This is a genomic window from Aeribacillus sp. FSL W8-0870 (assembly GCF_037963755.1).
GTDB lineage: Bacteria > Bacillota > Bacilli > Bacillales > Aeribacillaceae > Aeribacillus > Aeribacillus composti.
The window spans coordinates 2,023,432-2,047,782 of sequence record NZ_CP150165.1 but is presented as its reverse complement, the minus strand read 5'-3'; the positions used below and the strand labels follow the sequence as shown (position 1 = coordinate 2,047,782).

Sequence of the window (24,351 nt, the reverse complement as noted above, 5' to 3'; positions counted from 1 at the left end):
AGGAAATCGTTTGCACAAAACTACAAAAAAAGAGTAAGTTATCCATGAAAACGATTGCACCGCTCACTTTCATTATATCGTCTATTTTTTATTTGACAAGTTTTTTCCAATAAAAATTTGACTTTTTTGTTCAATTATCCTACTCTTTAAGTACAAAAACATATTTATGTGCAAACGATTGCTCTTGTTAAAGGAGTGGCAAAGAAAATGTTGAAAGAAGCCATTTATCATCGTCCAAAAGATAACTTTGCTTATGCGTACAATGAAAAAACGTTACATATTCGCCTTCGTACGAAAAAAAATGATATCGAAACCGTTTACCTTCTTTATGCTGATCCGTATGAATGGGTAAACGGCGTTTGGCAGCTGAACCGTGCTCCCATGGTGAAAAGCGGGTCAGACGATTTGTTTGACTACTGGTTTATTGAAGTTGTTCCTCCATACCGCCGCCTTCGTTACGGGTTTGAATTAACAGCAGGCAGTGAAACGATAGTATATACGGAAAAAGGTTTTTACAACGAGGCACCAACAGATGATACCGCTTACTATTTTTGCTTTCCTTTTTTAAATAAAATCGATGTATTTCATGCGCCCGAATGGGCAAAAGATACGATTTGGTATCAAATTTTCCCGGAGCGCTTTGCAAATGGAAATCCGTCTTTGAATCCAGAGGGAACGCTACCTTGGGGAAGCGAAGAACCGACACCAACAAGTTTTTTCGGCGGCGATTTTGAAGGGATTATACAACACCTTGATTATCTTGTTGAGCTCGGTATTAACGGCATTTATTTTACTCCTATTTTCTATGCGCCATCTAATCATAAATATGATACGATAGATTATTTTGAAATCGATCCACATTTTGGAGATAAACAAACATTTAAAAAACTTGTTGATCTTTGCCATCAAAAAGGAATAAGAGTGATGCTAGATGCAGTATTTAATCATTGCGGTTACTATTTTGCACCGTTTCAAGATGTACTAAAAAATGGTAATAATTCAAAATATAAGGATTGGTTTCATATTCACGAATTTCCGTTACGGACAGTCCCAAGACCAAACTATGATACGTTCGCATTTGTTGAGCAAATGCCAAAGTTAAATACGGAAAATCCTGAGGTAAAGCAGTATTTATTAGATGTAGCAACATATTGGATTCGCGAGTTTGATATCGATGGATGGCGATTAGATGTAGCAAACGAAGTAGACCACCAATTTTGGCGAGAATTCCGTCAAGCGGTGAAAGCAATCAAACCGGATGTTTATATTCTCGGAGAAATTTGGCACGATGCAATGCCATGGCTTCGAGGCGATCAATTTGATGCTGTCATGAATTATCCATTTACGAATGGCGTTATCCGCTTTTTCGCCAAAGACGAAATCCGTGCTGAACAATTTGCTAATATAATTATGAACGTTCTGCATTCTTACCCAGCAAACGTCAATGAAGTCGCTTTTAACTTGCTTGGCAGTCACGATACACCAAGAATTTTAACGACATGTAACAATGACGTACGAAAAGTCAAACTGCTATTTTTATTCCAACTCTCTTTTACCGGTTCTCCATGCATATACTATGGTGACGAAATTGGTATGACAGGTGGGCAAGATCCAGGATGCCGCAAATGTATGATTTGGGATGAAAGTAAACAAAACCGCGATATATTAGAACATGTGAAAAAACTCATTTCGCTTCGCAAGACTCATCCTGCTCTTGGAAGTCGAGGAAATATTACATTTATTGATGCAAATAATGAAACAAATCATTTAATATATACGAAAACATACAAGCACGAAACGATTTTAGTTATGATCAACAATAACAACAAAAATATTGAAGTCACGGTCCCATTGTCTCTTAAAGGAAAACGGCTAACGAACTTATGGACAAACGAGCAATTTGCTGTAGAAGCAAAAACATTGCGTGCAAACATTCCTCCATACGGTTTTCTCCTCTATCAAGTAGAAAATTGATAAAAGGCGAGAAGGAAGTATCCTCTCGCTTTTTTTACATCCGATGCACAGTACGGCGATATTCTGTCGGTGTAACTCCTTCTATTTTTTTGAATAGCCTTGAAAAATAGGCGCCATCTTCAATTCCTGCTCTCTTGGCAATCGCTTCAATCGTTTCATTCGTTTCTGCCAACCATTTTTTTGCTTTTGACAAGCGATAATAATTCAAATATTGCACAAAACTCATGCCAATTGTTTTTTGCATGCAACGGGTAATGTAGTCAGGATGAAATCGTAATGATTGGGCGAGCTGCTGAATCGTAATCGGTTCAGCATAATGCCGTTCGATGTAAGCAACCGCTTCGGCACACACTTTTTCAGAAGCGCTTGGAATATGCAGCTCCTGTTTTTGCAATTGCCAAATGAATTCAACAAAATAGAGTAATTGCTTTAATGAACGATCTGGATCTCTTTCCTCATTCAGCTCGACTAATTGTTGAAGCAATTGTTCGATGCGTTCCCTTTGCTTTACTTTCGCATATTGCCGTATCCAAAAACGATATTGAACCGACTCGACATATGTTGCTTCCCTCTCAATGACATTTTGCCAGCTTAACGACTGTTTTGGAACAATGTCATATCCTCCTTCGATCGTAAAATGAAGCCAAACTAGTTGTGTTTCTTCCGTGCAAGGATAATGCCCGTAATGCTCTCTTCCCGGAATAAGAATAAGATATTCTCCTTCTTTTACAGCAAATTCCTTGTTTTCTTCTGTCATATATAAGCATCCCTTTTTCACATATAACAAATCAAACACAGAAAACGTCCGTCGAAAATGTTTTTGTCCTTTTGGAAATACGCTTTCTGCCCCTTTAATAAAAATCGGAAACGGCGGAAAAGAAAATGTTATGTATTCCATTCCAAACATCCTTTCACATGTCGGAAATATACAAATCAAATCGCTCTTTTCTCTTCTTATTATGCAATAAACTAGATAAACTTGATATAGTTTTAAAGTCGGAATGATTAAAGGAGTTGTCTTGATGAACACCGATCAGAAAAAACTTTCCTTATTTGCGCTGACATGGCCGATTTTTATTGAAACGCTATTATATATGGTCATGGGAAATGCCGATACATTGATGCTAAGCCAGTATTCGGATCACTCTGTTGCCGCTGTCGGCGTAGCGAATCAAATTATTGCTGTGATTATTGTCATGTTTAATTTTATTGCCTTAGCCACTGCCGTCTTAGTGGCGCAATATTTGGGGGCTGAAAGAAAGCAGCATGCAGTGGAAGTTTCGCTCATCTCTATCGCTGTTAACTTTTTGTTCGGCCTTGTACTTAGCAGTGTGCTATTCTTTTTCGGAAAGCCAATTTTATATACGATGAAACTATCGAACCATTTGCTTACAGAGGCGAACGACTATTTAATGATCGTCGGCGGATTTTTATTTATTCAAGCGCTCATTATGACCATTGGAGCTATATTAAAAAGCTATGGTTTTACCCGTGAAACGATGTACGTAACCATCGGCATGAACATACTGAATGTGATTGGCAACTACTTATTTATTTTTGGACCGTTCGATTTTCCAGTATTAGGAGTAAAAGGGGTGGCAATCTCGACAACCGTCAGCCGTCTCATCGGATTGATCGTTATCTTTTCTTTATTATTGAAACGGACAAAAATGCCATTTTCATTATCTGTTCTTCGTTCTTTGCCATTTCATCATATCCGGGATCTATTGAAAATCGGAATTCCATCCGCTGGAGAACACTTGGCGTACAATACGGCGCAAATGCTTATTACGTATTTTATTACTTGGCTTGGAGCAGAAGCGTTGACAACGAGAGTATATACGCAAAATATTATGATGTTTGTTTTTTTATTTGGCATTGCGATAAGTCAAGGGACGCAAATTCTTGTCGGCCATCTCGTCGGGGCCGGACGCTATACAGAAGCATATACACGTTGTTTAAAAAGTTTGCGCAGCGCCATCGTCATCTCGATCACGATGGCATCGATTAGTTTCATTTTCTCAAGACAGCTGCTTTCATTGTTTACAGATAATGAACAAATTATCGAAACAGGCCGATTGCTTCTCTTATTGACAATAGTATTAGAGCCCGGACGTTCGTTTAATCTCGTTATCATTAGTTCACTGCGAGCAGCTGGAGATGTTAAATTTCCAGTATATATGGGGATATTGTCCATGTGGGGCGTTAGTGTTGCCATTTCCTATTTTCTCGGTATTGAGGCTGGTTTAGGACTGATTGGGGTATGGATTTCCTTTATTGCTGATGAATGGCTGCGTGGATTGCTGATGTTATGGCGTTGGCGTTCGAAAGTGTGGATGAGAAAATCACTTATACCAAGCATAGAAACTGCATAGACAAAAAGAGCTGCGACAAAGGCAGCTCTTATTCTTTTATGGTAATGCCGTATTTTTGGAACCAAACATGCACTTGGCCAAGATACGCCAATAGTTGTGGTCCTGTCATTAACTGTCCAAACCAAGGCGCTTGGAATGATTTTCCTTCTGTTTCCACTAACTCTTCTAATTTTTTCGCATCAAAAAATTCATAAAGAATCGATGAGCGGTCGTGCAATAATTCTTTTACCCAATTTTTTACTAGCTTCGTATAAAGCGGATGGTGGGTTTTCGGATACGGGCTTTTTTTGCGATATAACACTTCCTCTGGTAAAATTCCTTCCAATGCCTTGCGCAAAATGCCTTTTTCGCGGTTGCCGTACATTTTCATCTCCCAAGGAATATTCCAAACATATTCTACTAACCGATGATCGGCAAACGGCACGCGAACTTCCAAACTCGCGCCCATACTCATGCGGTCTTTTCGATCCAAAAGCGTTGTCATAAACCAAATCATGTTCAAATAAAACAATTCGCGCCGCTTCGCATCTTCCGCACTTTCCCCTTCCAGTCTTGGAACCTCCGCGATCGTTTCACCAAAGCGCTTTTGTACATATTCATCCAGCTGCAATTTCTTTCTCCAATCTTCTTTTAATAAATCCATCCGTGCCTCTGTCGAACGCATCCAAGGGAATCCGTTCCGCGCTAAATCGTCAGGACGGTGAAACCATGGGTAGCCGCCAAAAATTTCGTCCGCACATTCCCCGGATAAACTAACGACAAAATCTTTTCTTATTTCTTTGCAAAACCATAGCAACGAAGAGTCCACATCCGCCATGCCTGGGACATCACGGACGATCACCGCTTCCTGTAAATGATGAAACAAATCTTCCTGACTAATGACACAATGATGATGGACGGTTTGGAATGTTTTTGACATTAGTTCAATCCAAGGCGCATCGGCATTTGGCTGAAAATCATTTGCTTTGAAATATTGGTCGTTCCCTTCGTAATCAATAGAATACGTATGAAGCTGTCCTTTTCCTTCTTTCGCAAACACCGTTGCGGCAATGGCGGTAATGGAACTCGAATCAATCCCGCCGGATAAAAAAGTGCAGACAGGAACATCGGAAACAAGCTGGCGCGTAACAGCATCAATAAGAAGAAAACGCAATTTTTCCACCGTCTCATCCAGCGAGTCTCTATGCACATCGCTTTGCACATTCCAGTAGCGCCATACTCTTATCCCTTCGCGGGAAAACTTTAACGCGTGCGCCGGGCGCAATTCTTTCATTCCGCGAAACACGCCATGCCCTGGTGTCCGTGACGGACCTAATCCAAACACTTCTGCTAGTCCTTCATAGTCCACTTCTGCTTTTACTTCCGGATGTGCCAAAATTGCTTTCATTTCTGAGCCAAATAAAAGACTATCATGGACATGCCGATAAAAAAGCGGCTTCACGCCAAGTCGGTCCCGCGCTAAAAATAGCTGTTCGCGCTGTTCATCCCAAATCGCAAAAGCAAAAATTCCGTTAAAATAATCAACACAGTGCTCTTTCCACTCTATATAAGCGTTTAATAATACTTCCGTATCCGAATGCCCTTGGAATGTATACCCCTTTTTTAATAGTTCTTTACGAATGTCTTCTGTATTATATAATTCTCCGTTATAACAAACGGTATAACGATACCCATTTTTCATTCTTGTCATCGGCTGTTTGCCGCCTGCTGGGTCGACCACGATAAGCCGCTTATGTCCAAATGCGGCATGTTCGCTAAACCAAGCATTTGTATCGTCAGGTCCACGTTTCGCTAATGTTTCTGTCATTTTAGAGATAATCTCTTTTTCCATTCGCAAGTCGCGCTGAAAATCAACCCAACCGGTGATACCACACATACGAACCAATCCTTTCTTGATAGATAACAAAAAAGCTATTTTTAACATAACACGTCTCGAACGCCATACCTTTTCTTTTCCTTAGCTAAGCCAAGCTATCTCGCGCTTGAGGGATTTTATCATAGTTCTTCCCGCCTTCGCTTTCTTTTTAACCTTCGCTTTCTTTTTAATTTGGCATTCTCCGTATTGGCATGATTCCATTTTATGCAGCACCTCTCATTTCGATGAATTGTCCGATTGTAAGAACGATGTGAATAAATGGAAGACAATTTGGCAAAACAGGAAATAAAGGAGGAGGAGGAAAAGTGAACATCGAACATCGTCTTCAATGCATAAATGAACAAAAACGAGCTTATATACAAGGAACGATTGAATTCGTAAACGACGAGTGGATCTTTTTTGATGAAGAAGATGAGGAAGCATCATTACTTGAGGAAATGACAGAAGGAAATATAGAGATTTTCCGCCATGGTCATTGGATGTGCGGCCAATTACAAAAAGACGGGATGGTCGATATAGGGATCGAAGTTTTCCCTCTTCAAAGCGGCGAACACGTCCGTTTTCGAAAGCGGCTTCCATACGCTTATCAACAATGGCTCGAATCGCTTTCGGATAAAACGTTTTTTCATTTTGTACAGTGGCTAAATGAACTCGGCTTTTCTTTATACGATTGTTTATACTGCTATAATGGATTGTTATTTAAAAAATATTCTGGTGTTAATTTTATTATTTATGATAATACTGAATTCATTAGCAACGTCCAACATTACTATGAGCGTGGAGATACATATAAAGACCGCTTTGAAATCACATTTAATACCGGAAAACGGTTTATTTGCGCGCACATCGGATAATGGGGAAAGAGTTGTTTTCTTTCCCCAATTCTCTATTTGTGGCTTACCGTCATATATGTTGACAATTCTTCTGCGGTTACCGGACGATACAATGCATATCCTTGTGCGTGATGGCAATGCAGCATTTTTAACAATTCCAGCTGCTCGACCGTTTCCACCCCTTCGGCTACTGTTTTTAGCCCTAATCCGTGCCCCATCGTAATAATTGCCTTTACGATCGCGATATCCGAAGAATTTGTATGCATTTTCTCAACAAATGAACGATCAATTTTTAATATGTTTACTGGTAAATTTTTTAAATAACTAAAAGAAGCGTATCCACTTCCAAAATCATCAATAGCAATACCGACACCGAGCTGCTGTAATTCTTTCATTACTTGAATACTGTAATGAAGATTACGAAGCATAGAGTTCTCCGTTAATTCTAAATGTAAGCAATTTGGGGAGAGCTGCGATTGCTCTAGCGCCTGTTTTACATCATCAATAAAGCCTTCATGCTGAAATTGTCTCGCCGACACATTCACAGAAACGAAGAGTTGTTGATTCCATAATTGCTGCCATTTTTTTGTTTGTTTGCAAGCCGTTACTAATACCCATCTTCCAATTTCATGAATGAGCCCCGTCTCTTCTGCTAGTGAAATAAATTCATTCGGTCTAACAAGTCCTAGCTTTGGATGGCGCCAACGAATTAATGCTTCGTTTCCGACAATAACACCTTTATGTATATCAATAATCGGCTGATAGCATAGAAAAAATTCTTGATTTTCCAGTGCTTTTCGCAAATATCTTTCCATCTCTAAACGGTATAACGTTTCTTCATTCATTTTTGCAGAATAAAATTGTATTCGATTTCCCCCACTCTGTTTTGCTCTATTTAGGGCGATATCAGCACTTTTGAGCAATGAATGTTTATCCACACCATCGTTTGGATAGAAGCTGATTCCAATACTTATAGTGATAAAAAATTCTTTGTTTTCATATACAATCGGCTTCATCACTTCTTTTGAAATGTGCGCTGCTGTTTTAAACACTCCTTCTGAATCGGTGCGCTCTGTTAAAAGTAAACAAAACTTATCCCCATGAAACCTTCCTAAATACGCTCCAGCTGGCAAAACATGCTGAATGCGCTGAACGACTTGTTTTAAAATTTCATCTCCCGCATAATGCCCTATACTATCGTTAACTAGCTTAAAACGGTCTAAATCGATGAATACGACTGCTAGCTTCCTATTTTTTTGCTTCGCCTTTTCTAACTGTTCATCGATGATTTCCATAAACTTTGTCCGGTTTGGAAGATGGGTATCCGGGTCATAATACGCTAAATATGAAATTTTTTCTTCCGCTTTTTTTGTTCGGTAATATCTCTTCCAATCCCGTAAATGCCTACTTTTTTCCCATCAACGATAATTGGAACGTTTTTAATTTGGAATAATAATGTTTCCCCTGATTTTGTAGGAATCTCCAAATTATAATATTGAATTTTTCCACGCAAAGCTCGATAAAAATGTCTGCTAACACGAGGTACATCATTCGGATGCATGTATTTTAAAGCGTTCGTATGTAAAATTTCCTCTTTTGTGTAACCTAGAATTTTCTCGAAAGCGGGATTCACGTTCGTAAAATTCCCATGTAAATCAGTAGAATATACAATATCTGTATTATGTTCAAAAAGTGATTGTGATATTTGTACATGAACGCGAAGCCTCTCCATTTCTCGAGAGGAGGTGGACATTAAATTCGCTAGCGTCATCACCCCTTGAAACATCTCAGGAATAGATAAAGAAACGGAAGCACTGCTATTCTCTCCGTTCTGATTTCCCTCCGATAACGCAAGCATGCTAAAAGTGGCTGAACGTATATCTCTATCCTTGATCACCAGTTCTACAAATATAAATGGCGTAAAAGTAGGAGCAACTTGCTCCAGCGTTGTCGTTATTTGCTCTAGCACTGGATATGCATAGCCTTGTACGGCGATGCTACGATAGAAAAAAATCGCTTCCGTGTATTTTTTCGTCAATTTGTTTAATTCATCGGATATAGTCCAAACCAATGACGTTAAATGAACGTAGCTAAACTTAACCTTCTCCCCTTGATGGACGTAACCGTTTAGTTCAATAGAACCATCCTCATTTACTTTAACGATGGATAAACATTCTTTATGGCCATTTTTCTCAATAATGAACGGAAATTCCGCTCCGGAAAAAGGCAATCGATCGATAAATTCCTTTCCTAAATAACGTTGCAGCAATTTTATTGCTTTTTTTCCATCAAGCTCGTATAACTTATTTCCGCTGCATTTCGTTATTCGAAAAGCAGTGCCAACTGGTTCCCATAAAAACGGATGTGATGATTGAACACGAAAAGAAGAACCGTTAAAACTAATTGCCAGCATACCGCCAGTGACAAATCCTTCATGCGAAAACAAACGCTCTCCTTCATTAATTCGCCCGGCAATCACAACCGTTTTTTCATTTGCTAGTGGTATATGGCGAATAAGGGAATGAAGATTGCTATTCTGGTCAGTAAATAAAAGAAGAAGATTTGTTTCTTCCGTTATAAGCGTATCCGAAATATATGTTACAAGCTCAAGTTCATTTGCAAATTCTTCGTATGATAATAAAACAGAGTGAACGCTAACTTTTTCGAACACAGTAAAACATATAAAAAATTTGTCATCGAAACCAAAATGTTCGCCGTATGTGACGCCAAATAGCTGCGCTTGTGGAAGATAACGCTGAAGCAACCCAATCATTTTCCGAAGTTCAAGCTGATCGACTTTATTGGCTGCAACTTGTACAAAAATATGTTCATATTGGGCAAGGTGGTGCTGTGCGATAAAGTCATACAATTCTTCTGTATTATGACAATGTAGACGGTACATGTCGTTTTATTGGCGAGTTTTCCGCGGATATTGGCCTTAGCAAAGATGGACAATTGTACATGTACGAACTGAACGCCAAACCGATGATTTTCGACGAACCGGACATTCAACATCATGGTGCCAAACAGCTTATCTCCCTATTTGATGAATTAGCTGGTTTTTTATCATCGTAAAAAATAGCTGGCTATATTGAATGGCCTGCTGTAATGAGTGATCTGCCGCTTTTTGTGCAGCTCCCGATAACATCTCACTTGCTTTTCGACACAACATTCCTTTTTTTAATTCATTGGAACAAAGCGCATACAACAGTTCGGAAACCGAAGCTGTTACGATCTTTTCACTGTCGCTTTCTTCATATGCCCCGGCAAGTAAATAGTGAATATATTGCCATAGCTTATATTGACGTGTTATATCCTCTAAATACAGAATAAATTGTTGTTTCCACGTTTCATCGCTCACTATTTCTGCCATCTGTTCTGCTAGTTGCGTTGATGTTCTTGTTATGTACAGCAGTTGTTTCACCGTGCGTATCATTGTGTTCCCTCCTTGCTTGTCCTGCTTTTTGACATATATATGATGAATACGAATAATCTATGCTTTTATAATACAAACTACAAAAAACAAGGAGGGACGCATTATGACGGAACGAAACAAACGGAATTATCAAGATTCCCAATATGAAGGACGCGATGAACACTATATGGATATCGACCGTATGATCAATGAGGGATTGGCAGGGGGCTATGTCCATGGCCACGGTGATGCCGTAAACATCGAGGAAGCGCGCGACTTAGCAAAAGAAGAACCTCCTCATGAAACAACGTAGCCATTCAAAAACCGATTTTCCTTTTTATTGGGAAAATCGGTTTTTCTTTTTGTATAATAAGTGAAAGGAATCATTCAGATGTAGAAAGGAAACATCGCCATGCTCAAACAGCTAAAATCCTACTATAAGGATGCAATCGTCATTAATGAACAAGTAGCCGACACTGATGCATATGAATGGTTTTATACAAAAGATGGAGATAAAATTGGAATTTGCAAACAACGTCTATCGAAACAGGAAAAACAGCTATTATCGATTTTTCTCACGCCGATTCCCGATGTCAGCCGTACGATTAGCGATGAAGAAATGGCGTGGCATCGTTGGGTCACGCATGGAGATTCAACGTTGCTGCAGCATTTTTCCTCCCACTCCCCGTATTATCGCTTTATTCATTTTTTCATAAAAGGTTCTGTTGTCAACAAAGATGATTTTTTCGATGTCATCAGCGGGTTGTTTTCCGAACATATTATTATCGTTTGGGAACACGACTACCGAGGTGTCATTATTGAAAAAAAACAAAAACCAACCCTAGATCCTTTGCCGTTTGCTGAAATTATTGATACATTATCTACCGATTTTTATATCACCATTCATCTATTTATCGGGCACATCCATCCATATGGTGACCATCTTTATGAATTATTTTGCCACGAAAAACAATGTTTCCAGCTAGCACAAACGTATATGCCAACACAAACGGTATATCAGATGGAAGATGTGATTCCGCTATTGCTTATCCATGGTTCCTCGGAACTTGAAATGATCAAGAAGTCGCTTCCTTTTCTCGAAACATTGGATGACGAGTCACTTCATATCATCAAAACGTTTTTTCAATGCAATCTAAACGTTTCCTTAGCGGCAAAAAAGTTATATATGCACCGCAACAGTTTACAATATCGCATTGATAAATTTATTGAAAAAACAGGAATCGATATTAAACATTTTAAAGGAGCTGTCGCTGTGTATTTAGCAATATTATTACAGCAATATGCGGACAATTGAACTACAGTAAAGCCAGGATCACCATACGAGGCAAGCGCATAGTCCGTCTATTCGTCATCTTGCCTGAAATCTCCCTCTTTTTTTGTGCATGTTGTCCATTTACGAATTCTGCTATTTTCGGTACGCTTAAAGCAGTTGAAAACGTTTTCTAATAGGGGGAGTGAGAATATGGCAGAGCTTCGTTTAGAGCACATTTATAAAATTTACGATAACAACGTAATCGCTGTAAAAGATTTTAACCTACATATTAAAGATAAGGAATTTATCGTCTTTGTCGGTCCATCCGGCTGCGGCAAATCGACAACATTGCGAATGATTGCCGGTCTTGAGGAAATTTCAAAAGGCGACTTATATATTGACGGCAAGCGCATGAATGATGTCGCGCCAAAAGACCGCGATATTGCGATGGTATTCCAAAACTACGCGCTTTATCCGCATATGAGCGTTTACGATAACATGGCGTTTGGCTTAAAATTACGGAAATTCCCAAAAGCAGAAATCGAACGCCGCGTCCGCGAAGCAGCGCGCATTCTTGGCCTTGAGCAATACTTAGATCGCAAGCCAAAAGCGCTTTCTGGCGGCCAACGACAACGGGTGGCATTAGGACGCGCCATCGTCCGCGACGCAAAAGTATTTCTAATGGACGAACCGCTTTCGAACTTGGATGCAAAACTTCGTGTGCAAATGCGTTCCGAAATCGCTAAATTACATCAGCGTTTAGAAACAACAACGATTTACGTCACACATGATCAAACGGAAGCGATGACAATGGCAACACGGCTTGTTGTCATGAAAGATGGTGTCATCCAGCAAGTCGGCACACCGAGGGAAGTATATGAAAAACCAGAAAATATTTTCGTCGGTGGCTTTATCGGCTCTCCAGCGATGAACTTCTTAAAAGGAACATTGCAAGATGGCAAGTTTGTCATTGGTAATATTACTATTAGCGTTCCAGAAGGAAAAATGAAAGTGCTTCGTGACCAGGGCTATATTGGTAAAGAAGTCATTTTAGGCATTCGCCCAGAAGACATCCATGATGAACCACTCTTCCTTGAAGCATCGCCAAATACGAAAATTACCGCCCGCGTTGAGGTAGCCGAGCTGCTTGGTGCAGAATCGATGATTTATTCCAATATTAATGGACAAGAATTTGTCGCACGCATCGATGCCCGCACAGAAATCAAGCCAGGCCACCAATTAGACCTTGCCTTAGATATGAACAAAGCACACTTTTTCGATATCGAAACGGAAAAACGAATCCGTTCTGCGGATGAAAAATAACGATATCGTTCCCCAAAATATTGCACAGGCTCTAGCGATGATGCTAGAGCCTATTCTTTAATAAACCGCACTTCTTCGTGACAGCAATGCAGACAATAAAAAAGATGCACACATTCGTGCCGAATCAATGTCTTCGGATACCCATCGACCAATTTCATCATATCAATATCCATATACGGGCTGTAATCATCAAAATAATCCGTAATTTTTCCTTGATCCACCATTTGCTTCTGACAGCGCGAACAATGCACTGCCACATTACGTAATCCGTTGCATAGCGGGCAAATGTTCATGATGTTTCCTCCTACTAAAACAATACCTTATTTTACATATTCCCTAATATCCTCAACCATAAAACGTCAAAAATTACCATAAAAAAGAAATCCTGAATCCGTGATGAATTGAAATCGACTTTGATTTTGTTGTAATTTTGATGGATTGATAATCCATAAAACCCTTTTTATGCTTATGACCTATGTCATCTCTATTTCCGAAAATGGAACAAATCTCTTTTTTAGGTATACGAACCAAAAAAATAGACAAAAAAGCACAGGGAGTGACGTTGGACATCAGTTCCCGAACATTCGTTCGTTATCTTGCCTCTCTCCATTTCTGATAGACGTTCAGTAGGGGCTCGCTATAGCCACTCCTTCGCGTCAGTTTCATCCAGATCTGTCGTGATCGACGGACGAGTCGCCCTGCCATCGTGATCACCGTCTGAATAATCGTCTTGATGCGGCGGCGTTTCACTTTGTGGTGCAACGGATGTCTCGGATCGCTTAATAGATCTTGTCCAATCAGACGAAGAAGATTGTAAACGAAGGCTCCCATGACCAACACGAGCGCATTCGTTTTCATCTTCCCAGATGGAAGCCGCTCTAAATCTAAGTCGCTCTTCAGTTCGCTATGAAACTGTTCGCATGTCGCATGGTCATGATACAACGCGAGCACATCGCTCATTCGAACATGCTCGTATCCTTTGAGCCGCACCCAATAGCTTTCCACTTCATAATCAGGAACGAGCATCAGCTGTCCATTGCGTTCCATCGTCCGTTCCGTCACTTGGGTGACTTGAACGTACGTATACGTGTTTCCATCGATCGCTGCCTTCTGTGGAAGGCATAGCTCATAGGTTTGTACTCCTTCGCTTTGTCCATCATCGACACGTTTGCCCTTTTGCGAAGCGATCTGGAACCAAAGCGCTTTCGATTCTCGGCGTAAGTTTCGCTTGATGACAAAGTCCACGTCTTCCTTTAGGCATACGTGCACATTCGCTTCTGCATCGTTTCCTGCATCCATGCGAACAAGCAGACGAGATGAAGTCAGTTGACGAGCTCGACGGATAGCGGTGACTAAAAACGAGGGCATGTTGTCTTGCACATGTTGTTTCCCTGGACGCAACTCGGCATGAACGAGATACCCTTCCTTCCCTGCATACGCAAACAACGGTGTAAAACCGTCAAATCCTTTATACGTTCGACTGACTCCTTCTTTTTTCGTATCGGAGTTGTCAAATGGGGAACCATCTATATCAAGGGGAAGCCATGTCGTCTTTCCTTTGGTCCAACAAGGGGACAAAGTGGCATGTCGTTGAATCAACAGACGTATGGACTCCTCCCAAAGAATCGTTTCGGTCATCGGAAGACAAGCGAGCTGATCGAGTCGTTGTCGCAAGGTTGGAGAGGAAGGCACGTGCTGAATCCCCATCGATGCCGAAAAGATATCGTCCTGACGATACGCTTCGATATGATCGAAATCCGTTTTTCCTGTGGCAAGCAAGCCAATCATCGAGCGAATGACATCGCTATGGGAAATGTGCACTTCTCGACGAACCGTTGGAAGCCGAAGTGCGTTTACCCGTTTATCCAGTTTCGTTCGATGGAGTAAGTAGCCAACGAGAGCAAGCCCAGCACTTGGGGTAATCGCTTCATCTGTCAATACAAACCGAATCGGGAAATCTTTCATCACATCACCTACTTGATGAAGAATCGTCAACGTCGTTTTCCCTTATCGTATCAACGGTTTGCGACCATTGTAAAGATGTTTTGTCACGGATTCAGGTAAGATCTAAATTTTCCAAAAAATTAGGCTGGTTTGGTTCAAAAATGTTCATGCGTCGAACAGCAAACGTTAAAATTTCCGCACCTGACACTTCCACTGCTTGCTTTTGTACTTCCAAGTCTGGATATTTTCCTGTTCCTAGCAACAATCTTGATTGAAATTCATATGGCCCGATTTTTAACATATCAACCGCCTCCTACAAAATGAACGATTTCTACTTTATCGCCGTTGCATAACACCGCTGTTTCATATTGCTGTTTTGGGATAATCGTTAAATTTACTTCGACAATCGCAATTTTATTGTTTAACTGAAAATGGGCAAGCAAATCGCTAACCGTTTTCACTTCATCTGGAACATGAATCGATTCGCCGTTAATAATGAGTTCCATCACTTTCCCACCTTTGCTTGATGTCTTGTAAGTGAAAATGGAGCAAGGTCGACCTCGCTTCCTTTTCCTTCAATGAGATCGGCTAACAATACGCCGGTAATCGGACTTAACAAAATTCCGTTTCGGTAATGACCTGTCGCGATCCATACATTCGGATAGCACGGATGCTCCCCTATGTATGGCAAGCCATCGCTCGTTTGCGGGCGGATGCCGCTCCACGCTTTTTCCCATTCCGCATTTTTCATTTCTGGAAGAAGATGATGCGCACGTTCAAGCAAATTCATGATTCCATGAATCGATACTTTTCGGTCAAATGTGTGCGGTGTCGAAGTTGCCCCTATCAACAGGCGATTTCCTCGTTTTGGAACGATATAACAACCGTTTTTCGCAAATACGGTCGCTTGAATTAACGGTTTTTCTGTTTTTACAAGAAGACATTCCCCTTTGACTGGATACATCGGCAGCGATATGCCCGTTTTGGCAAGAACACGCGAAGACCATGCTCCTGCCGCAATAACCACAACATCGGCTGCGATCGTTCCATGATTGGTGTGAATCATGTATGAATAATCTGCTCGTTGTAAATCGATGACTTCCGTATACTCATGCCACTTTGCTCCATAGACAATCGAGGCATTCGCAAAAGCGATAGCGAAATCAGAAACGCTCACTTGTCCGTCTGATGGGATGTACATCGCGCCCGCTAAATCACGGGAAACATTCGGCTCTATTTCCGCTGCCTCATCCACCGACAGCCATCGTACTGGATAATCGGTATGCTGCCAAAATTCGTAATGACGGCGAAGGGCGGCTGCTTCTTCCTCCGTTACTGCCACTTTCAACATGCCTTTCTGTACAAGCCCAATGTCGATTCCGGTGAGTTCCTTTAATTCCTCCGCAAGCTTAGGAGTCATGCCCCTGCTTTTGATCGCGAGAGGAATAAGCGGACTTTCTTCGAAAAATTCAGATTGCGCCCCAAGCATTCCTGCCGCCGCGCTTGACGATTGGCTCGCAATCCGCCCTTTTTCGAGCACACCGACGCGAAAATGACGTTTCGCCAACTGAAAAGCAATAGAAGCGCCAATAATTCCGCCGCCAACGATCACAACGTCATAATGATAACGTTCCATTTAAATCCCCTCTTCTCTTTTTCCTAACGATTTCCTCCACATTCATACCATTTTCTTCACAATTTTTGCGAGTTTCTTTGCTTCGCTAACAGGATCGTCGGCAAAAAATACCGCTGACATGACGGCAATCCCTTGCGCACCAGCTTTCAGTACTTGTTCTGCATTATTGGAATGGATGCCGCCAATCGCGATAACAGGAATATTCACGTGATTGACGACACTTCGCAATGATTCTATTCCGCGCGGCGGTACCCCTACTTTGCTTCCAGTAGCAAAAACGTGGCCGTATATACAATAATCAGCACCGCTTTCTTCCGCTTCCATCGCTTCCGCGATCGAATGAACCGAACAACCGATAGACAACGAAGGAAAATGATGTTTTACTTTCCGCACAGACAAACTATGGTGCGCAAGCTGGACTCCTTTTACTCCAAAAACCACCGCCACATCAGATAAGCTGCGCTCCATATTGCTTTGCAATATGTCTAGCGACGATTCCCGTTAAGAATCGTATGAAGCCACTTACGCATAATGGTGGAGCATTATTTACATTATTTTATCGATCATTTTGGATATATCGGCATTATTGTAGTCGTTCATAATGATTTGCCGCATTTGTGCTTCATTGGTTGCAGGTGCTGGTTGGTGTTCCAAACTACGAGAAATATGTAGAACATATGAAAACACATCATCCAGGAGAGCCGATAAAATCAAGAAAAGAGTTTTTCTGCGAAGTGCAGGAAGCGCGCTATAACGGCAAAGGCGGAAAAGTATCACGCTGTTGCTGACATAAAAAGGGGAAACTATTCCCCTTTTTTCCTTTTTCGTATTTATTTCAAGTTAAATGAGGACGAGCTTTTTCGTTTGTGTTTTCCTGTTCATTCACTGTTTTGTCATAAGAAAAATAACTTTCTTTTTGTTTTATAAGGGGGAATAAATATATGCGTATACTTGTAGTCGGTGCAGGCGCGGTTGGCGGTTATTTCGGCGGAAGATTGCTCGAAAAAGGAGTGGACGTGACATTTCTTGTTCGCAAGCGAAGAAAAAAGCAGCTGCAAGAGAAGGGACTAGTGATTCATAGCGTTCACGGCGATGCGGTGCTGTCTCCGAAGCTGCTTGTAACGGGTGAGCAAGCCGAGCCGTTTGATGTCGTCATTTTTTCCAACAAAGCATACCATTTGCCGGAAGCGATTCGCGATGTGAAACCGTATGTTGGAGAAAAAACGATGATTTTACCGCTGTTAAACGGCATGGCGCATATGGAAATACTTTGGAATGAGTTTGGAAAGGAAAACGTGTTAGGAGGGCTTTGTTTTATTGAAACAACGCTGAATGAGCATGGAGAAATCGCGCAAACAAGCGCTTCCCATGATGTTCGATTTGGGGAATGGTCCGGGGAGCGGACGGAGCGCGTTCTTGCGTTGGAACAATTATTTTCCGGCTGCAACGCCCGTTTTCGTTTAAGCGAGCATATTGCGACAGATATGTGGAATAAATATTTATTTATCGCGACAATGTCAGGGGTGACGACGCTGTTTCGAGCGCCGATTGGACCAATTCGTTCTGGAAAGTACGGACAAGAAATTATTTTCGGATTGCTAAAAGAGATTGCGGCCGTGATGCGGGCTCATGGAGCACCAATTGCCGCGATGATATCGAAGAAAAACAACTGGCGCAATTAAACCGAATAGAAGCGACGATGAAATCATCGATGCAGCGGGATATGGAAAAAGGACAACTCATTGAAGCGGATCATTTGCAAGGATATTTGCTTTCATTGGCGGAACAATACGAAATCGAAACGCCACTGTTAAAATTGGCGTACCATAATTTAAAAATTTACGAGGCGAATCGCTCCAAAACAGAGTAAGAATAGAAAAAGCGCAGCTTTCTATGTATACAAAAGAAGGCTGCCTTCTTTTTTGCAAAAAAGATTGTATATTGGCATCATGTAGTGTACAGTTAATAGTGAAAACGTATGCACAAAAAGAGGAGGATACAGCCGTGAAGAAAGCTTGGTGGAAAGAAGGAGTCGCGTATCAAATTTATCCGAGAAGCTTCATGGATTCAAATGGCGATGGAATTGGAGATCTTCGCGGAATTATCGAGAAGCTTGACTATTTAAAAGACCTTGGAATCGATATCATATGGATTTGTCCAATTTACAAGTCGCCAAATGCCGATAACGGATATGATATTAGCGATTATCATGCGATTATGGAAGAATTCGGGACAATGGAAGACTTTGATTTATTGCTCGAGGAAATTCACCGGCGCGGCATGAAAGTGATTTTAGATTTAGTCATTAACCATACAAGCGATGAACACCCATGGTTTATTGAATCGCGTTCATCAAGGGATAATCCGAAACGGGATTGGTACATTTGGCGTGATGGAAAAAATGGCAAAGAGCCGAACAACTGGGAAAGCATCTTTGGTGGATCGGCGTGGGAGTACGATCCGAAAACTGATCAATATTACTTGCACATATTTGATGTAAAGCAGCCGGATTTAAACTGGGAAAACGAAGAAGTGCGCCAAGCGTTGTATAAAATGATTAATTGGTGGCTGGATAAAGGAATTGATGGATTTCGAGTGGATGCCATTTCACATATTAAGAAAAAGCCGGGATTGCCGGATTTGCCGAATCCGAAAGGGCTAGATTATGTTCCGTCTTTTGCTGGCCATATGAACCAAGAGGGAATTATGGATTATTTAAGAGAGCTCAAAATGCAAACGTTTGCACGCTATGATATTATGACGGTTGGAGAAGCGAATGGCGTTACCGTCGAGGACGCGGAAGAATGGGTCGGTGAGGAAAACAGTATTTTCAATATGATCTTCCAGTTTGAACATTTAGGGTTATGGCAAAAAGGAACGAATGGCGGAGTGGATGTGCGCCAATTAAAGCGTACGTTGACAAAATGGCAAAAAGGGCTGGAAAACCGCGGCTGGAACGCATTGTTTTTAGAAAACCACGATCAGCCTCGTTCTGTCTCGACATGGGGAAATGATAAGGAGTACCTTACCGAAAGTGCGAAGGCGCTTGGTGCGATGTACTTTTTGATGCAAGGAACACCGTTTATTTATCAAGGACAGGAGATTGGGATGACGAACGTCCAATTTTCGAATATTGAAGACTACAATGATGTTGCTATTAAAAGAATGTATCAAATCGAACGGGAAAAGGGTCGCTCCCATGAAGAAATTATGAAAGTGATTTGGAAAACAGGGCGCGACAATTCGCGAACCCCAATGCAATGGTCCGACGCGCCAAACGCGGGGTTTACGACGGGAACGCCATGGATGAAAGTGAACGAAAACTATAAGACCATTAACGTCGAGGCGCAATTGCGCGACCCGAACTCCGTCCTTCAGTTTTACAAAAAAATGATTCGGCTTCGCAAGGAGAACGAAGTGTTTATTTATGGAACGTACGATTTGATTTTAGAAAAGCATCCGACGATTTATGCGTACACAAGAACGCTTGGAAACGAAAAAGCGGTGGTTATTGTCAATTTAAGCGATAAACCAGCGCTGTATCGATATGATGGCATTCGATTAAGCTCAGAAAATTTGGTGCTGCAAAACTATGATGTAAAACCGCATAAAAACGCAACACGCTTTAAGCTGAAACCGTATGAAGCACGCGTATATTTGCTGAAATAGACAAAAGCTGCCGTTCATTTCTCGGCAGCTTTATTTTGCTTCGGTGAGGAGAGATGGCTTTAGGCTGCCCGTCAGCGTCAAATCCCTCAAGAACCTTAATCTCGGCAATCTCAGGAACATACTTTTTGACTGGATCGTCGAGACTGACTTTTCCTTCCTCGACCAATTGCATCAATACTGTGCCGGTGATGGCTTTAGTGGTCGAGAAAAGAGCAAACACTGTGTCGGTGGTCATCGGCGTTTCCTTTCCGAGTTCGCGCACCCCGGCTGCACCTTCGTAGATGTTGCCCTCGCGATCAGTTATCATTGCAACCACTCCTGGTACGCCTCCAGCCCTGCCTACAGCTTTATCCAAAACTTTGTCAAGAACATCCTTGAGAGCATTCTTGATTGCTTGCCTCGTCATATTTTCGTCATCCCCCTCATAAGCTCTATTAACTTCCGTTCACTACAACGATATGCGTGGCATTTCTCTCCTTTTTTCCTTGTTTTTCTGATTATAGTGTAATCAAAGGAATGGCTTCTTTCACCGGCAAATCGGGGGAGCTGTACATACGAAAGTAGCCGAAGCCTCAAAATACAACTAAAGTCTGAGATGTTTTACAGCATAAAGAGCCGCTTGGGTGCGATCCGCAAGATTTAACTTAGCCAGTATATTGGATACATGCGTTTTGACCGTTTTTTCTGTAATCATTAATGCTGCGGCAATCTCTTTATTGCTTTTTCCTTTCGCAATTTCCGCAAGCACTTCTTTTTCCCTCTTCGTCAATACTTCAATAAGTTGTTCCTTACGATCCCCTCCCTTTGACACATGAGTCATTAAATGCGTGGTGACTTTCGGGTGAAGCTGATTTTCGCCTCGGTACACAGATATAATCACTTGTACTAACTGATCTGGTTCTACATCCTTCAATTGATACCCCGACGCGCCGGCACGAATGGCTGGAATAACATGATCCACATCAGAAAAGCTTGTTAAAATGAGAATTTTCGTATGAGGAGACAGCTCCTTTATTTTTTTCGTGGCTTCCACGCCATCCATAACCGGCATGACCAAATTCATTAACACGACATCTGGTTGCAGTTCTTTCACCCGTTCCACCGCTTCTTTTCCATTGGACGCTTCACCGACTACGTTAATTTCTTTTTGCGTGTTGAGGAAAAATGCTAATCCTCGCCGAACAACATGATGATCATCCACAATAAGTACATTGATCCCCATTATCCTCTCCCCTTTTTCAACGGAATGATGACATCAATCGCCGTTCCTTCTCCTGCGGCACTTTTAATATGAATTTCTCCATTTAACGATGCGACCCTCTCTTTCATACTATTTAAGCCGAGAGAAAAGTCCGTCAAGGAGAATGGCATGGCTCTGAAGCCTCTCTTTCATACTATTTAAGCCGAGAGAAAAAGGATGTCCATCCGTCTTGGAAAATCCGCATCCCTCATCATGTATTTTCATATGGACATAGTGCTTTTGGACGTGGATCGCCATATCAACCTCAGACACTCCCGCGTGTTTTTTGCAGTTATTCAATGCTTCTTGTCCCACGCGCCATAAACACTCTTCGACTTCATTAGATAAATCGATCAGTCCGTTAATATCCACGGTTACTTTTAACCCGAGCATATCTCCGTAATGCTGAAAGGCGTTGGCTAGCCCATGTTCTAACCCGTGCGGACGAAGCTGCCAAATAAGCGCCCGCATTTCCTGAAGGGCTTCTTGCGCTAATTGCTGAATGTAGGCGAACGTATCTTTTATTGTTTCGCCTTGAGTCATTTCTTTTGCGCCGCGGGCCGTCAACTGCAGCGAAAATAATAATTGGCTCACCGAATCGTGCAAATCTCGCGCTAAGCGGTTGCGTTCTGCTATTAACGCGAGATTTTGTTCATTTTCGGCGAGCTTGATTCGCTTTATTGCTGTCCCGATTTGATAAGCAACCGCTTCTAATAATGCCAGTTCCTCATTTGTAAAGCTCGTTTTATGCGGAGCAGCTACATTGAGCACTCCAAATTTCTCATCCCCTGCACGAAGAGGAATGCTCGCGTGGTGGGTAACGCCATTGGTATCTCCCCATTGCTCTTCGATTGCCTTTTCAAGCCGCTTGCATTCAATGACATTCGCTGCCCGCTGCAGCCGCCCATCTCTGTACCGTTCCAAACACCAACAGCCTCCTTCGCACATCGGCTTCTTATTTTCCCATGTCAGTGCAGGAGGTAATTGATAGTCAGCAATAAGAGAGTATCCTTCTTTTGGATGAACAAAAAAAATCCAGCCGCATTGCAGTTTCATCACTTGTATTAATTCCTTTAATACCGTCTGCAGCATTTCCTTTAAATCATTGCACTCATTCAATGTTTCGGCAATGGATTTTAATGTAAGCAATTCTTGAATATCCTGCTTGTCCTTGCTCATTTTTCTTCCCCCTTCGCTCCAATCGTATAATCGAGTAGGAGGGGGTGACTAACCCCCGACCTCTCACACCACCGTACGTACCGTTCGGTATACGGCGGTTCAATTAAGTATGACGTAGTGCTTGATATCTTTCGAATAGACTTCTTAACCCTCGACGCTTCCAATAGGAGTTGTCGAGGGTTTTGTGTAGAATGGGACTGCAGGCAATCCGCCAATATTTCTTGCGTGTATTGCCCCATTCGAATGCTTTATGGCTTGGAACTTCTAATCCTCTGAGTTTCCGAATTCTTGTTTTCGGGGTTTTCCATTCTTTCCACAAACACATCCGAAGCCTTCGTCTAATCCATTCATCAAATTCTTTGAACTTACTTGGTGTTTCTGCCAAGGCAAAATATCCGCACCATCCCATTAAATACTTATTCAGTTTCTCAATCCTTTTCTCCATTGGATACGGTTTCGACCTTGATGTAATTTCACGAATCTTGTTCTTCAAACGTTTCACACTTTCGTTCGCAATCCGTACCTTTGGAGTCTTATTGAGTGTGAAGCTGAAACCGAGAAACTTCCGTTTCCAAGGACGGTCTACCGCCGATTTCTCTTTATTTACCTTGAGCTTTAACTCCTTCTCTATAAAGTTCGTAATGGAGTTCATGACACGAATTCCTGCTTTCTTTGTTTTCACATAGATGTTACAGTCATCCGCATACCGAACAAACTTATGTCCACGTTTCTCAAGCTCTTTATCCAATTCATGAAGCATGATGTTTGATAAAAGTGGACTAAGCGGGCCGCCTTGAGGCGTTCCCATGTCCGTTTCCATTACCACTCCATTGATCATCACGCCTGATTGAAGATACCGGCGAATTACCTTCAGTAGAATTCGATCTTTGATCGTTTTCGCCAAGATCCCCATCAGTTTGTCGTGATTCACCTTGTCAAAGAATTTCTCTAGGTCTATATCGACTACCCAACGATATCCTTCTTTGATATAACCCTTTGCTTCCCTAACCGCATCATGTCCCCTTCTACCTGGTCGGAAACCATAGCTATGGTTCGAGAAGGTCGGATCAAAGATTTTCGTCAACACTTGGGCAATCGCTTGTTGGATGAAACGATCCGTCACGGTAGGGATCCCTAGAAGTCTTACTCCACCGTTCGGTTTCGGGATTTCGACTCGACGGACGGGTAAGGGCTTGTAGGTTCCTTCTCTCAACGACTGTCGAATGGAGTCCCAATTTTCGTAGAGGTGTCTTCGTAGGTCTTTTACGGACATGCCATCTACTCCGTGACCTCCTTTATTCTGTTCGACTCGTTTCAGTGCCGCCAGGAGATTTTCCCGTGACAAAATCATTTCCATCAACATTGATATCCTCTCCACGTGAACGAATTCTTCTATTTGTGCCATCTTCTGCTCCACCCTCTTGAAGTCCCCCGTGGGATTCACCACTTCCTCCTTCAAGTAAGTCCTATCGGATTGTCTGCTTCCACACAGAAGGTGAACGCCTAGCGATTCGTTCTCCTTAATTGTTCAGTCCTTCCTCTTTCGTCTCGAGCTCGAAAAGAGTACTATGACTTCTGCTGACTTCTGACTGTTCAGTTATCTATCACTAGATA

The 24,351-nt window shown here is 41.8% G+C and carries 20 protein-coding genes and 4 pseudogenes; 10 read left to right on the top strand and 14 right to left on the bottom strand.

Annotated elements, in window-relative coordinates; all coding sequences use genetic code 11:
* Positions 1 to 207 precede the first annotated feature (207 nt).
* The gene (locus NSU02_RS09860; protein WP_094245760.1) at positions 208 to 1,974 is read left to right on the top strand and encodes an alpha-glycosidase; all 1,767 of its coding nucleotides are present in this window, start codon (positions 208 to 210) and stop codon (positions 1,972 to 1,974) included.
* Between the two features lie 34 nt (positions 1,975 to 2,008).
* Here NSU02_RS09860 and NSU02_RS09855 read toward each other — a convergent pair whose 3' ends face one another.
* Entirely contained in the window at positions 2,009 to 2,872 is an 864-nt protein-coding gene (locus NSU02_RS09855) for an AraC family transcriptional regulator (RefSeq protein WP_013877336.1), read from the bottom strand.
* Positions 2,873 to 2,996: 124 nt separating this feature from the next.
* Between NSU02_RS09855 and NSU02_RS09850 the strand changes: the two genes are divergently transcribed.
* Positions 2,997 to 4,349 carry an MATE family efflux transporter gene (locus NSU02_RS09850; protein ID WP_012749386.1) on the top strand — a complete coding sequence of 451 codons (1,353 nt, stop codon included), beginning with the start codon at positions 2,997 to 2,999 and terminating at the stop codon, positions 4,347 to 4,349.
* A gap of 28 nt (positions 4,350 to 4,377) precedes the next feature.
* On the opposite strand, the gene asnB is transcribed toward NSU02_RS09850, so the two are convergent.
* Positions 4,378 to 6,225, bottom strand: a complete 1,848-nt coding sequence (gene asnB, locus NSU02_RS09845) for an asparagine synthase (glutamine-hydrolyzing) (protein WP_339195624.1) — start codon at positions 6,223 to 6,225, stop codon at positions 4,378 to 4,380.
* Positions 6,226 to 6,530: 305 nt separating this feature from the next.
* Here asnB and NSU02_RS09840 point away from each other — a divergent pair, with 305 nt between their 5' ends.
* Positions 6,531 to 7,079, top strand: coding sequence for a DUF2777 domain-containing protein (locus NSU02_RS09840; RefSeq protein ID WP_081188621.1), 549 nt, complete (start codon positions 6,531 to 6,533; stop codon positions 7,077 to 7,079).
* Between the two features lie 32 nt (positions 7,080 to 7,111).
* Here the strand turns inward: NSU02_RS09840 and NSU02_RS09835 are convergent.
* Positions 7,112 to 9,960, bottom strand: a pseudogene (locus NSU02_RS09835) (EAL domain-containing protein).
* Between NSU02_RS09835 and NSU02_RS09830 the strand changes: the two are divergent.
* Positions 9,927 to 10,133, top strand: a complete 207-nt coding sequence (locus tag NSU02_RS09830; RefSeq protein ID WP_339195746.1) for a YheC/YheD family protein — start codon at positions 9,927 to 9,929, stop codon at positions 10,131 to 10,133. The pseudogene NSU02_RS09835 and the gene NSU02_RS09830 sit on opposite strands and share 34 nt — an antisense overlap.
* On the opposite strand, the gene NSU02_RS09825 is transcribed toward NSU02_RS09830, so the two are convergent.
* The gene (locus tag NSU02_RS09825) at positions 10,090 to 10,494 is read right to left on the bottom strand and encodes a hypothetical protein (RefSeq protein WP_328268072.1); all 405 of its coding nucleotides are present in this window, start codon (positions 10,492 to 10,494) and stop codon (positions 10,090 to 10,092) included. The two genes, NSU02_RS09830 and NSU02_RS09825, sit on opposite strands and share 44 nt — an antisense overlap.
* Before the next feature lie 103 nt (positions 10,495 to 10,597).
* Here NSU02_RS09825 and NSU02_RS09820 point away from each other — a divergent pair, with 103 nt between their 5' ends.
* The 3 genes from NSU02_RS09820 to ugpC all read left to right on the top strand — a co-directional run bounded on the left by NSU02_RS09820 (position 10,598) and on the right by ugpC (position 13,069).
* Positions 10,598 to 10,786 (top strand): hypothetical protein, encoded by a 189-nt coding sequence (locus NSU02_RS09820; protein WP_012749319.1) that lies wholly within the window; start codon positions 10,598 to 10,600, stop codon positions 10,784 to 10,786.
* A gap of 99 nt (positions 10,787 to 10,885) precedes the next feature.
* The gene (locus tag NSU02_RS09815) at positions 10,886 to 11,788 is read left to right on the top strand and encodes a helix-turn-helix domain-containing protein (RefSeq protein WP_205424048.1); all 903 of its coding nucleotides are present in this window, start codon (positions 10,886 to 10,888) and stop codon (positions 11,786 to 11,788) included.
* Between the two features lie 168 nt (positions 11,789 to 11,956).
* On the top strand, positions 11,957 to 13,069 hold the full coding sequence (gene ugpC / locus NSU02_RS09810; RefSeq protein WP_062753931.1) for a sn-glycerol-3-phosphate ABC transporter ATP-binding protein UgpC: 1,113 nt from the start codon (positions 11,957 to 11,959) through the stop codon (positions 13,067 to 13,069).
* Positions 13,070 to 13,119: 50 nt separating this feature from the next.
* On the opposite strand, the gene NSU02_RS09805 is transcribed toward ugpC, so the two are convergent.
* The 6 genes and pseudogenes from NSU02_RS09805 to NSU02_RS09780 form a co-directional block, all read right to left on the bottom strand.
* Positions 13,120 to 13,362, bottom strand: a complete 243-nt coding sequence (locus NSU02_RS09805) for a hypothetical protein (protein ID WP_062753933.1) — start codon at positions 13,360 to 13,362, stop codon at positions 13,120 to 13,122.
* Between the two features lie 298 nt (positions 13,363 to 13,660).
* Entirely contained in the window at positions 13,661 to 15,034 is a 1,374-nt protein-coding gene (locus NSU02_RS09800) for an IS1380-like element ISGsp2 family transposase (protein ID WP_044899598.1), read from the bottom strand.
* A gap of 94 nt (positions 15,035 to 15,128) precedes the next feature.
* Positions 15,129 to 15,314, bottom strand: a pseudogene (locus NSU02_RS09795) (thiazole synthase); the annotation flags it as partial.
* A 1-nt stretch (position 15,315) separates the two neighbouring features.
* On the bottom strand, positions 15,316 to 15,519 hold the full coding sequence (gene thiS / locus NSU02_RS09790) for a sulfur carrier protein ThiS (RefSeq protein WP_062753947.1): 204 nt from the start codon (positions 15,517 to 15,519) through the stop codon (positions 15,316 to 15,318).
* Complete coding sequence (gene thiO / locus NSU02_RS09785) at positions 15,519 to 16,649, bottom strand: glycine oxidase ThiO (protein ID WP_339195610.1); 1,131 nt, start codon at positions 16,647 to 16,649, stop codon at positions 15,519 to 15,521. The genes thiS and thiO overlap by 1 nt, the downstream gene beginning before the upstream one ends.
* A 42-nt stretch (positions 16,650 to 16,691) precedes the next feature.
* Positions 16,692 to 17,099, bottom strand: a pseudogene (locus NSU02_RS09780) (DUF561 domain-containing protein); the annotation flags it as partial.
* Between the two features lie 167 nt (positions 17,100 to 17,266).
* On the opposite strand from NSU02_RS09780, the gene NSU02_RS09775 reads away from it, so the two are divergent.
* The 3 genes and pseudogenes from NSU02_RS09775 to NSU02_RS09765 all read left to right on the top strand — a co-directional run bounded on the left by NSU02_RS09775 (position 17,267) and on the right by NSU02_RS09765 (position 20,318).
* Entirely contained in the window at positions 17,267 to 17,437 is a 171-nt protein-coding gene (locus tag NSU02_RS09775) for a YbdD/YjiX family protein (protein WP_094245753.1), read from the top strand.
* Positions 17,438 to 17,590: 153 nt separating this feature from the next.
* A pseudogene (panE, locus tag NSU02_RS09770) lies at positions 17,591 to 18,519 on the top strand (2-dehydropantoate 2-reductase).
* A gap of 134 nt (positions 18,520 to 18,653) precedes the next feature.
* The gene (locus NSU02_RS09765) at positions 18,654 to 20,318 is read left to right on the top strand and encodes an alpha-glucosidase (RefSeq protein ID WP_339195606.1); all 1,665 of its coding nucleotides are present in this window, start codon (positions 18,654 to 18,656) and stop codon (positions 20,316 to 20,318) included.
* On the opposite strand, the gene NSU02_RS09760 is transcribed toward NSU02_RS09765, so the two are convergent.
* The 4 genes from NSU02_RS09760 to ltrA form a co-directional block, all read right to left on the bottom strand.
* Positions 20,275 to 20,724: a serine hydrolase domain-containing protein gene (locus NSU02_RS09760; protein ID WP_339195604.1), complete on the bottom strand. Its 450-nt coding sequence runs from the start codon at positions 20,722 to 20,724 to the stop codon at positions 20,275 to 20,277. The genes NSU02_RS09765 and NSU02_RS09760 overlap by 44 nt on opposite strands.
* A gap of 177 nt (positions 20,725 to 20,901) precedes the next feature.
* Complete coding sequence (locus NSU02_RS09755) at positions 20,902 to 21,540, bottom strand: response regulator transcription factor (RefSeq protein WP_339195602.1); 639 nt, start codon at positions 21,538 to 21,540, stop codon at positions 20,902 to 20,904.
* Positions 21,541 to 21,648: 108 nt separating this feature from the next.
* The gene (locus NSU02_RS09750) at positions 21,649 to 22,737 is read right to left on the bottom strand and encodes a GAF domain-containing sensor histidine kinase (RefSeq protein WP_339195600.1); all 1,089 of its coding nucleotides are present in this window, start codon (positions 22,735 to 22,737) and stop codon (positions 21,649 to 21,651) included.
* Between the two features lie 103 nt (positions 22,738 to 22,840).
* Positions 22,841 to 24,100, bottom strand: coding sequence for a group II intron reverse transcriptase/maturase (gene ltrA, locus NSU02_RS09745; RefSeq protein ID WP_094245397.1), 1,260 nt, complete (start codon positions 24,098 to 24,100; stop codon positions 22,841 to 22,843).
* Positions 24,101 to 24,351 lie beyond the last annotated feature (251 nt).

Excerpts from the sequence above, each read along its gene's own strand:
- NSU02_RS09860 (WP_094245760.1), top strand. The coding sequence starts at position 208 with ATGTTGAAAGAAGCCATTTATCATCGTCCAAAAGATAACTTTGCTTAT.
- NSU02_RS09855 (WP_013877336.1), bottom strand. The coding sequence starts at position 2,872 with ATGGAATACATAACATTTTCTTTTCCGCCGTTTCCGATTTTTATTAAA.
- NSU02_RS09850 (WP_012749386.1), top strand. The coding sequence starts at position 2,997 with ATGAACACCGATCAGAAAAAACTTTCCTTATTTGCGCTGACATGGCCG.
- asnB (WP_339195624.1), bottom strand. The coding sequence starts at position 6,225 with ATGTGTGGTATCACCGGTTGGGTTGATTTTCAGCGCGACTTGCGAATG.
- NSU02_RS09825 (WP_328268072.1), bottom strand. The coding sequence starts at position 10,494 with ATGATACGCACGGTGAAACAACTGCTGTACATAACAAGAACATCAACG.
- NSU02_RS09820 (WP_012749319.1), top strand. The coding sequence starts at position 10,598 with ATGACGGAACGAAACAAACGGAATTATCAAGATTCCCAATATGAAGGA.
- NSU02_RS09815 (WP_205424048.1), top strand. The coding sequence starts at position 10,886 with ATGCTCAAACAGCTAAAATCCTACTATAAGGATGCAATCGTCATTAAT.
- ugpC (WP_062753931.1), top strand. The coding sequence starts at position 11,957 with ATGGCAGAGCTTCGTTTAGAGCACATTTATAAAATTTACGATAACAAC.
- NSU02_RS09805 (WP_062753933.1), bottom strand. The coding sequence starts at position 13,362 with ATGAACATTTGCCCGCTATGCAACGGATTACGTAATGTGGCAGTGCAT.
- NSU02_RS09800 (WP_044899598.1), bottom strand. The coding sequence starts at position 15,034 with ATGAAAGATTTCCCGATTCGGTTTGTATTGACAGATGAAGCGATTACC.
- thiS (WP_062753947.1), bottom strand. The coding sequence starts at position 15,519 with ATGGAACTCATTATTAACGGCGAATCGATTCATGTTCCAGATGAAGTG.
- thiO (WP_339195610.1), bottom strand. The coding sequence starts at position 16,649 with ATGGAACGTTATCATTATGACGTTGTGATCGTTGGCGGCGGAATTATT.
- NSU02_RS09760 (WP_339195604.1), bottom strand. The coding sequence starts at position 20,724 with ATGACGAGGCAAGCAATCAAGAATGCTCTCAAGGATGTTCTTGACAAA.
- NSU02_RS09755 (WP_339195602.1), bottom strand. The coding sequence starts at position 21,540 with ATGGGGATCAATGTACTTATTGTGGATGATCATCATGTTGTTCGGCGA.
- NSU02_RS09750 (WP_339195600.1), bottom strand. The coding sequence starts at position 22,737 with ATGAGCAAGGACAAGCAGGATATTCAAGAATTGCTTACATTAAAATCC.
- ltrA (WP_094245397.1), bottom strand. The coding sequence starts at position 24,100 with ATGTTGATGGAAATGATTTTGTCACGGGAAAATCTCCTGGCGGCACTG.